Source organism: Moraxella sp. CTOTU48268, assembly GCF_032069585.1.
In the GTDB taxonomy this organism is placed as follows: domain Bacteria; phylum Pseudomonadota; class Gammaproteobacteria; order Pseudomonadales; family Moraxellaceae; genus Faucicola; species Faucicola cinerea.
Genome location: NZ_DAMALV010000056.1, coordinates 1 through 9,742 on the forward strand (window position 1 = coordinate 1; position 9,742 = coordinate 9,742).

Sequence of the window (9,742 nt, forward strand, 5' to 3'; positions counted from 1 at the left end):
GGGGTTAAAGCCACCAAGCGATTTGACTTTAACGCAAAGATGAAATGCTTGTTAGGTAAGCATCCGACCATCCCATCTACCACCATTCTAAAAAATACGAGATAGTGCCCACTTATTTTGATCTGAACCCCGAAAGTTGGACAACCTTTTTTAACGATTTTTGAAGTATTTCCCCCTATATTGGATAGGAGATAAACCTTCTAATTTGACCTTGATTCGTTCATTGTTGTAATAATCAATATACTCCTTGACAGTAATTTCTAATTCTTTAACTGAAGCAAACTCTTGTCGATGAAAACATTCAGACTTAAGCGTACCAAAGAAACTTTCGATACAGGCATTATCCCAGCAATTCCCTTTCCTAGACATACTGGGGGTCAACCCTTGGTCTCTCAGCTGTCTTTGATAACGCTTCATTTGATACTGCCAACCTTGATCAGAATGCACGATTGGTTTTTCATCAAGTTGCAGTCTGCCTATTGCTTCTTTTAGCATGTCTTCAACCAAATCAAAGGTGGGTCTTTGTTTTAGTTGATAACTGATAATTTCTCCATTAAATAAATCCATTAATGGCGATAGGTACAGCTTTTCACCTTTGACATTAAATTCTGTGACGTCAGTTACCCATTTTTTATTCGGTTGGTCAGTCTTAAATTCACGTTTTAGTACATTATCTGCAATTCTACCAACGGTTCCCTTGTAAGATTTGTATTTTACGGGTCTAACAGTAGCTTTTAAACCCATTTCTCGCAGCAGGCGTTGCACACATTTATGGTTAATATGAGTCCCTTGGTTCTTTAAAGCCAGTGTAATTCTGCGATAGCCATATCTGCCTTTGTGTTTATGATATATTTCTTCAATCTGTTGTTTAACGTTACTGTATTTATCCTCAAGTTTTAGACGTTGTTGATGATAAAAATAGGTGCTACGAGCCATTTGTGCAGCTTTTAACAGATGCTGTAATTGATGTTGTTGCCTTAATTCCGAGATGATTTTAGCAAATGCTTTTGTGCGCCCGCTTCGCTCTCCAGTCTTAAGGCTCTCCGCTTTTTTAGCAAAGCAACCTCAGCACGCAAATAGGCAATCTCCCCAAGTAATTCATCTTGGGTTTTGCTTTTATCTATTTTAGCTTGTTCAGGTTCAATTTGTTTTGGCTGTTTCAAAAGACGATGTTTACCTTTTTTTGGTTGTAAGCCATTTATACCGTCTTTTTTATATTGATGCAACCAGTTGGTAATAACAGCTTTAGTTCTCAAATTATAGGTTTTTTCGGCTTCTCTCAGCGATAATCCATCATTAATTACAGATAGAACAACCTTAAGTTTAAAATCTAAGTCAAATTCAGCGTACCGAGTAACATTGTCTAAACTATCTTTTCCATTCTGTCCATAAAGTACTAACCAACGCTCAGCACTGCTTGGATTGATACCGAACTTTCTAGCAGCTTCAACTTTGCTATGTCCCTTCAGCTGATATTGAACAACCTCAAGTCGAAATTCAACAGAATACTTTGTCTTCATAATGAAACTTCCCCATTCTAGTTCAACTTTTTAGTCCAACTTTCGGGGTTCAGATCATATCGTAAATAATGGACATAATATTTTACCTTATAGCCTGATAAATAGTTAAGTAGTTAACCGATATTATTTCATAGACATGGGATAATATCACTCGATGTGTGAAGTAATCCCGTTTGTTCCGGAAGCATAAGGTTTTTCTTACGCTGCTTGTTACGGTTTATCCATAGTTGAGTAGAAATTGTGCTAGACGTCAAAATGCCTTTCCTCGAACTTCAAGATCAAGAAGCTGTTCTATCGATTGGCGTTGACGAATAATAGTCAGCTTTCCATCATCTAACAAAATTTCAGGAGCAAGAGGTCTACTATTATAGTTTGACGACATGGTTGCACCATATCCGCCTACATCTCGTATTATAGCTAGATCCCCAACTTGTGGCATCGGAAGCTCGCGGAACCTAACAATCCCTCCGTCATTCTGAGTGAATACATCGCCAGACTCACATAATGGTCCAGCAACTGCAATTGATTTGAGTGGTCCGGTTACTAACACTCCTGACCGCTTCAGGAAAACGATCTCGTGATAGCTACCATAAAGAATGGGACGAGCGAGTTCATTAAAACCCGTGTCTAGTAGCACAAAGTAATTATCTCCGATTTTTTTAATGGCGCGTATCTCTGCGACAAGAAGACCTGCATTTCCAGTTAGGAATCGTCCTGGCTCAATCTCCAGACAAATCTTATCCCCAATAATACGCTCAATTTCAATCCGAGTTTCATTCCATGCGGCATAATACTCCTCAATTTCAATCTCTGGTTCCCCTGGTCGAGAAGGAACTGGCAATCCGCCACCAGCAGAGATGGAGCTAATTGGGCGATCAAGTTGCTTGACTGCCTCAAGCATGCTACCACAAACCTGACGTAGGTGAGTGTAATCAGCACCAGAACCAATGTGCATGTGTAGTCCAATTAGATTCAATCCATACTTATCAACGAGGCGAAGGGCATCAGCAATATTTTCGTGCCAGATTCCATGTTTGCTAAATGGACCCCCAGTATTAGTTTTATGACTGTGCCCATGTCCAAAACCAGGATTGAGTCTTAACCAAACCGGATGATTGTTGGCGATTTGACCAAGTTGCATTAACATATCTAAAGAACCACAATTCACTGGTATTCCTAGCTCAATGACTCGGATTAAAGTCGATTCGTCGATAATATCTGCGGTGATGACGATTTCTTGATCTAGAGTACCAGGAGTATAGCCAGCTCGCAAAGCTCGCTCTATTTCACCTAACGAAACAGCATCAACAAGCACTCCCATTTCACGAAAAATGCTAAGGACATGAATATTGCTATTGGCTTTCTGTGCAAACCGAATAACGTCGAATTTTTCTAGCTGCTGAACCCTTTCTCTCATGGGCTCGGTCTCATATAGCCAGAATGGCGTGGCAACGCTTTGAGTCGCTCGTAACACAGCTTTGATTACGGAGTGCGGTAGGGAATCGGGTCTTGTCACACTATAACTCTCTTATTTATAAAAGTTTAAAAATGGTTGGAAAGATCGGCTACTAATTCCGACCAGTAATTTTTTGTAGGCTGGCTATTCATGTATGGATTTTTCGGGATTATCAAGCAACTTGCTACTTCAACTCTGCTACAAACTTTTAGGCTAGTCAGAAAATCTCTTATCACATATTTCAGACAACATAAATTTCCAAGAATTTATTAATTAATTTTACTTCATCTTTCAATCTACCATCATATAGATTTTACCCTATTTTGAACTATTCTTCTTTAAACATTCGCATTATTTCAAGTTTTTTTGGCTTTGTTTAATCTGATTTCATGAAATTAAAACATATACCAGCTTAATTAATGCTTCAACTTGCTTTGGTCTGATGCCATATCATAGACTTTTGCCATTTTACATAATGGTTTTACTTAGTTGCTCAAAATTTTTAAATTACCTAAATGCTCTATCTAAAAGCACTTTTGTATTTTTGGTATTCTCCCTATTTGATAAGTAAAAAATCAAGAAAGTTACTTAGGCCATCAATTGTTCTATACAAATACTCTTTAACCTATTATACGTTTCATAAACTAAATTCCATAAAAATGTAATTTTAAATACCAACAGAGTATATTGAATAAGCTAACGTGATAAGGCCGTACGGTAAACCTCAACCCCACAATTAGACATTATTTCTACCAAATTACGGTTGCTGATACACTATTTGTAGCACCAACGTACATATTAAATAATATTTTCATCCTTGAACTGCTGCTATCTAAAATCATTTGTTTAGTTCTAGTGCATTTTGTGCTACTCTACGATTAAAGAGTGGTCTTTGCATATACTCTCATTCAGCAGACAGTCTATGCTCTGCTACACTTGTGTAACGAAAGTGTTCGTCTTTCGATAATTTGTGTCATTAGAGCTGGCTCTAATTCAATCATATGGTTATGCATTGTCCTTAATCTCCACCCAGGAATCGAGGGAAAAAGATGGTGAACGAGATGATACCCGTCTCCCGTCGGATGAATAAGCAGTTTATTCAGGAAACCATGATTTGTAATCGTAGTATTAAATAGTGTAGCGTCCTTTGAACGATCTGGTGGCGGATAAGCGTGCTCACTAATTTCTCCGATAAAGCGAATAAAGGGGAGGACAAAAACCATTGGCAAAAACCAGAATAAGCCCCATAAAATTACAACTTTACGAAAGGCGTTTTCCGCTGAGTCTCCAATAGATATCTGAAACAAGATAAATCCGCTCAAGACAGTGCTATGCCAAACTAACCACAGAATAAAATTGCTAGGATTAGTGCCTATCGCTTTCATCCATCCGATCCAATATTTTGGAAATCGTTCTACAATCCCAAAAATTAAAGCGATGCTATTGTCAATCCTTAAATTATAGAAACCTTTGCACGAATAAACACACAAAAGTTCATTAAATTGGTATAATACAATAAAATCAATCACCTAGCAAAAGACACGACTATGGCATGGAAACAAACAGGGCAACTCTCCCTAGCAGACAGTCTCATTAACGCTCACAAAGCCATCGAAGAATTAGATGAACTACACAACCTAATTGACTGGCAAACTATCGAGCAAACCTTACGCCACGTTCATAGCAGTGAGCGTGGGGAATCTGCCTTTCACCCTGTCATCATGTTTAAAGTATTACTCTTACAAAAACTCTATAACCTATCGGATCCAGCCATGGAAAAACAACTGGCACGAGACTTACTATTTCGTCGCTTTGTTGACCTATCATTAACGGATGATGTACCCGACCATAGCACCATTTGGCGATACCACAAACACCTAGGTGAGCTTAGACTGATTGAACCATTGTTCAACCAAATCAATGAGCAACTAGCCCAACAAAACATTTTTATCAAAGCGGGCAGTGTCAGCATCATCGATGCCAGTATCGTTGAAGCTAAAAACAAACGACCTAAGAAAGGCAAACACACCGACAATACCCAAGATAACGAAGCCGCCTATGTCAGTAAAAAAGACAGTACAGGTAAAGTAAAAACCACCTACGGCTTTAAAATTCATCTCAACTGTGATGAAGACAGCTTTGTCAAAAAGGTTGAAACTACCCCTGCCAATGTCCATGATTCCCAATGTTTTACCATGCTGTTAACAGATGATGAATCAGCCGTGTATGCTGACAGTGCGTATAAAAGCCAAGCCCATGATGACTACCTTGCCGAGCATGAACCACCGATAAAAAATCATATTCATGATAGAGCATGGCGCAATACACCCTTAACCGAACAGCAAAAACGCAATAATACCCAAAAGAGCCAAACTAGAAACACCGTTGAGCGGGTCTTTGGACATTTTAAACTGCATTATGGGATGAGCAAAGCTCGTCATTTAGGGTTAATGCAATTTCATACCAGCACTTTGCTTGCAAGCATGGTGCATAATTTAAAAACTGCCCTAAGCTTGAAACGAAAATACGGACTCGCCTAGGGTTATTGTGCCTGTTGGTTAGTAAGCTCAGCCAATAGACACAAATTTAACAACCATTTGGAGATTTTATCCATGATTTAGCCATTGTTTTGCTTATTTCATTGCCATTCTTTGTTTTTTTTCGGTTTGGTGGTATGCCTCGAGCAAAGGGGCTGTTTCGTGCAAAGGTCTCAAGTATTTGATATTTATAAATATTTTTATAACAGTACCTTCTTATCAAAAGAATTTGCCTTTCTAGTCAAAAAATCTGTATGTTTTGTAGCAAAAATATAAGTAAAGTATGATTACAAAGCTTGCTATTTGTTGCTTTGAATAGAAATGACAGGATTTCTTATATCGAACTCAGGTTAAATAAACTAGGAGATTTTGTATGTCGGATTACAAAATGCAAGTTCTTGAGGATGAGTATAAACGACAATATAACTCTGTTAAAGCGTGGATCTATATTGGTATTGATACTGATAGAATGGAAATGGCTAAAATTGGTTTAACTACTGGTGAATTACAAACCAGAGCAACTAGTAGTCAGAATCCTTTTTATACTCTATTAGTTGCATTCAAAGTAAAAGTTGGTATTGATAGTTTCCAAATTGCACAAATTGAGAGGGCTGTATTAACAGAAGTTGCTAAACATTACGATCGTATAGATCACTATAATACTGGTAGAAGATCAGAATGGTTTTATGGTGATCCTTATGAAATTAGAGACTTTGTCCAAAATTTTCTTTATAATGAATACTCTAAAGAAATGAATTCTTATTACTGTCACATAAGAGATCAAGGATTTATTAACGGGTGGGAAAATGAATTATTTTTATATGGTAAAACCAGAAACCCTTATCAGGTAAGTGATATAAGTAAACCTCCTGAAAATCCTGATTGTTATAATTATGGTGGCTGTGGAGACACTGAATGTGAAATATGTGGCGATCAATGGTTTCTTAAAAGTAGGTTATAATCCTATGCCCTTGTTGCTTTGGAATGGTTCTAAATTTTATGAAGTTAGGTATCTAGAACTAGGTTTGCAGTTTTTAATGAAGCATACTTTAGTTCTTCATTACGAGTGATTTATAGAAAGGTGTAGCTACATGTCTATTATTGTGCCACAGCAAGATCAAAAAGCTCTTATAGACCCACAAGTACAAAGAATATTAGATTTTTTAGATCATGTTGGTTTGCCATCTGATAATATTATTGCTCAACAATCAGAACGAAATATTATAGGAAATAATCTTCCTACTTATATTCAGTCTTTAGATCCAGAAGTTAAAAGAGATGCTAGGTATCTATCTAAATTTGTAATTGGAGCTGGTTTTGGATTATTTGATTATTCATTAAATGCAATTTGGAATGAAGTTATTCTAGATTTACGTAAAAAAGCTATAGCCTATGGAGTAGATATATTCTTTGATTCTGCTGTAGGAGGAGGAAAGACTCGGGAATTTTATAAAAATGAAGAAGATTTAGCTTCTTTAAAAGATGCTGTACTTCTTGATACTTGTAGAAAATTAGAGTTAATTTCAGATACAACATATAAAAAATTAAAGCATATTTTAGATATGCGAAATGATATTGGTATTTCTCATCCAACAAATTACACGATAAATGCATTCGAACTTTTAGGTTGGTTACAGACTTGTATTCAAGATGTGTTAAATGACCGCCCTACAGAAGCTGCATTACAAGTTCAAGCTTTTATTAAAAATTTAAAAACGCATCAAGCCCCAATTGACTCTACAACGCAAAAAACAATAGAAAGTAAGATATCTGAACTTGCAAGCCATCATGTTGCAAGTATTTTACGTACAGCATTTGGAATGTATGTAGCTCCAGAAACAGATATACAAGTAAGAAAAAATATTTCAATTATTGCTCCAACATTGTGGAATAACTGTACTGATGAGCCTAAATATAAGTTAGGTATTATATTAGAGGGTTATAACACCAATCTTTATAAAGAAAAATATGGTCTAGGTGAACAGTTTTTTGAAGTAGTTAATGGAAATCCATTTCGTTCTACAAATGAACGTATCATCATTGTAGATACTTTATTAGATCAACTACTTGAAAAGCATAATGGTTGGGATAACTTTCATCATGAAGCTCCAGTAGCAGATTCTCTATCATCATATATACAAGATCAAAATGATATTGTAGTTAATAATGTTGAAAAATTAGTTAAGGCAACAATGATATGTCGAATTGGGAGAGGCGTAAGTTACTGTAATGGTGTATCTCCTAGAGGTAAGCCATATTATGAAAATATTTTATCCCAACTAGGAGATAAGTATGCTCCGATTGCTATGGCAGTATTAACTCATTATGAAATACAGCAAAAATTAACCATCCCTATATGTCGAGTACAGGCTAAAGCTACTTTAGAAATCATAAGACAGGGCGTGGTAAATGAACGTCTGGCTGAGTGTTTAGATTATTTGATAGCTAGAATTGAAAGTAATGAAAAATGTGTTACAGATAAAGCTTTCAAAGCACTTGCATCTCAGTACATTAATTAATTGGCAGTGACAAAACAGTAAGTTTTATAGTTAAATAAAGCTAGTAAAACAGAATATGAAAGTGAAGCTATGATAACCGAACAACAAAACTATCACTGTCGCAAATGCCAATCAACCAACGTATGAACCGTCCTGGTTTTATCGGAGACAAGTTTGCTTGAGTCAGGCAGCATAGCCTGACGGAATTAGTGAACAATAGTAGATATTTTCCGCATCAATAGGCGATACATATCCATTGGTAGAATGCAATCGTTCATGGTTGTACCAGTGTATCCAATCAAGGGTCGCTAGCGCAACATCATTTACGCCATCCCATTCCTGTTTCAAATAATCAATCACCTCCGTTTTGTACAGCCCATTGACGCTTTCGGCTAGGGCGTTATCGTAAGAATCACCAGTTGTACCAACCGATGCAGCAAGCCCCGATTGTTTAAGCCGTTCACCGTACTTAATTGATAGATACTGACTACCTTTATCAGAATGATGAATTACCCCGCTTGGTCTACCTCTAGCGTCTAAGGCTTGATTTAAGGCATCTAAGACCAGCTGAGTGTTCATATGATTAGATACTTTCCAACCCACAATAACTCGCTTGAACACGTCAATGACAAAGGCAGTATAGACCCAGCCTGATTTAGTTTTAATGTAGGTAAAATCAGCGACCCACAGCTTATTCGGGGCATCTGCGCTAAAGTTGCGTTTGACCAAATCATCGGGACTTTGTTGTCCTGGTCGCTGTTTGGTGGTAATTTTGCCTTTGCCCCGCCATACGCCTTGTATGCCTAGCTGTTTCATCAGGCGTTCAACGGTGCAACGACCTAATTTGGGCATACCATCTTGCTTAAGCTTATGCCAGGCTTTACGAATGCCATAGCGACAGCCACTGGCTTGCCAAATCTGTTTGATTTGTGCCATGAGGTGTTTGTCGCTTTGTTTGCGATGGCTTTGTTTTTCTGGGTTATCCTGCTCATCTTTGATGCGATAGTAGGTGGATGGGGCAATTGGCAGTATCGGTGTTTGTCAACATAGTTGTCACCCAATTTAAGATTAAGCGACTAAAACCTCATTGGCATTAACCCGCCTAGACAGACGCACAGGATTAAGGGCTGTTGGCTGAACAGGCGAACAATTTCTCACTGCTCTACCATTCCAGCGAGCAGGATTTTCTTGCTTTGCCATCACAAGCACCGACTCACGTCTTGCTAGAATAGCACCATCTTTAAGCGTATGGCGCTCATTTGGCGTCACGAAGTTTAACCCACTATGCTTATGCTCAGCGTTATACCAATGGACAAAGCCATTCACCCATACCCGAGCATTGTCTAAACTATCAAAGCCATGCTCAGGGAAACTTGGCGCATACTTAACAGTACGAAACAGCGCCTCAGCAAACGGATTATCATTACTCACCCGAGGACGACTATAAGAGGTTAACACCCCAAGTTCATAGGCTTTCATTCGCAGGGTCTGCGACTTCATCGGCGCGCCATTATCCGAATGCAGTATCACCCCTGTCCCAATGGCATTCTCGTTTAATAGGGTACGTTCTAGCAGTTTAGCCGCTAAATCACCCGCTTCCCTGTCATACACCTCGAAACCTACAATCTTACGGCTATAGACATCCTCAATCATATACAGATAATAAAACTGTCCACTATAATACTCCCCGAAAACTAGACCAAAAAATTGTAGCAAATAAGATAGAATAGC

The 9,742-nt window shown here is 37.9% G+C and carries 8 protein-coding genes and 1 pseudogene; 3 read left to right on the forward strand and 6 right to left on the reverse strand.

Translation table 11 applies throughout. The features are described 5' to 3' along the window. Positions 1-150: 150 nt before the first annotated feature. The 4 genes from RT143_RS12335 to RT143_RS12345 all read right to left on the reverse strand — a co-directional run bounded on the left by RT143_RS12335 (position 151) and on the right by RT143_RS12345 (position 4,361). A complete protein-coding gene (locus RT143_RS12335) occupies positions 151-993 on the reverse strand; it encodes an IS3 family transposase (RefSeq protein WP_409519722.1) in 843 nt (280 codons plus the stop codon). Next, on the reverse strand, positions 978-1,520 hold the full coding sequence (locus tag RT143_RS12340) for a transposase (RefSeq protein ID WP_409519720.1): 543 nt from the start codon (positions 1,518-1,520) through the stop codon (positions 978-980). Before RT143_RS12340 ends, RT143_RS12335 begins: the two co-directional genes overlap by 16 nt. Positions 1,521-1,770: 250 nt before the next feature. After that, positions 1,771-3,036, reverse strand: coding sequence for a diaminopimelate decarboxylase (gene lysA, locus RT143_RS11755; protein ID WP_313093222.1), 1,266 nt, complete (start codon positions 3,034-3,036; stop codon positions 1,771-1,773). 860 nt (positions 3,037-3,896) lie between these two features. Beyond that, positions 3,897-4,361: a fatty acid desaturase gene (locus RT143_RS12345; RefSeq protein ID WP_409519721.1), complete on the reverse strand. Its 465-nt coding sequence runs from the start codon at positions 4,359-4,361 to the stop codon at positions 3,897-3,899. Positions 4,362-4,523: 162 nt separating this feature from the next. On the opposite strand from RT143_RS12345, the gene RT143_RS11760 reads away from it, so the two are divergent. The 3 genes from RT143_RS11760 (at position 4,524) to RT143_RS11770 (ending at position 8,032) form a co-directional block, all read left to right on the forward strand. Continuing rightward, positions 4,524-5,516 carry an IS5-like element ISAba23 family transposase gene (locus RT143_RS11760; protein WP_313093223.1) on the forward strand — a complete coding sequence of 331 codons (993 nt, stop codon included), beginning with the start codon at positions 4,524-4,526 and terminating at the stop codon, positions 5,514-5,516. A 370-nt stretch (positions 5,517-5,886) separates the two neighbouring features. Continuing rightward, positions 5,887-6,474: a GIY-YIG nuclease family protein gene (locus RT143_RS11765; RefSeq protein WP_313093224.1), complete on the forward strand. Its 588-nt coding sequence runs from the start codon at positions 5,887-5,889 to the stop codon at positions 6,472-6,474. Positions 6,475-6,604: 130 nt separating this feature from the next. Further along, complete coding sequence (locus RT143_RS11770) at positions 6,605-8,032, forward strand: hypothetical protein (RefSeq protein WP_313093226.1); 1,428 nt, start codon at positions 6,605-6,607, stop codon at positions 8,030-8,032. Between the two features lie 162 nt (positions 8,033-8,194). Here the strand turns inward: RT143_RS11770 and RT143_RS11775 are convergent. Both RT143_RS11775 and RT143_RS11780 read right to left on the reverse strand, forming a co-directional pair. Beyond that, positions 8,195-9,043 (reverse strand): annotated as a pseudogene (locus RT143_RS11775) (IS3 family transposase); the annotation flags it as partial. Between the two features lie 36 nt (positions 9,044-9,079). After that, positions 9,080-9,742: integrase core domain-containing protein (locus RT143_RS11780; protein ID WP_313093228.1), on the reverse strand; the 663-nt coding region annotated here is incomplete at its 5' end.

Bases quoted from the DNA above. Each gene is read 5' to 3' on its own strand.
- RT143_RS12340 (WP_409519720.1), bottom strand. From the start codon at position 1,520: ATGAAGACAAAGTATTCTGTTGAATTTCGACTTGAGGTTGTTCAATAT.
- RT143_RS12345 (WP_409519721.1), bottom strand. From the start codon at position 4,361: ATGAAAGCGATAGGCACTAATCCTAGCAATTTTATTCTGTGGTTAGTT.
- RT143_RS11760 (WP_313093223.1), top strand. From the start codon at position 4,524: ATGGCATGGAAACAAACAGGGCAACTCTCCCTAGCAGACAGTCTCATT.
- RT143_RS11765 (WP_313093224.1), top strand. From the start codon at position 5,887: ATGTCGGATTACAAAATGCAAGTTCTTGAGGATGAGTATAAACGACAA.
- RT143_RS11770 (WP_313093226.1), top strand. From the start codon at position 6,605: ATGTCTATTATTGTGCCACAGCAAGATCAAAAAGCTCTTATAGACCCA.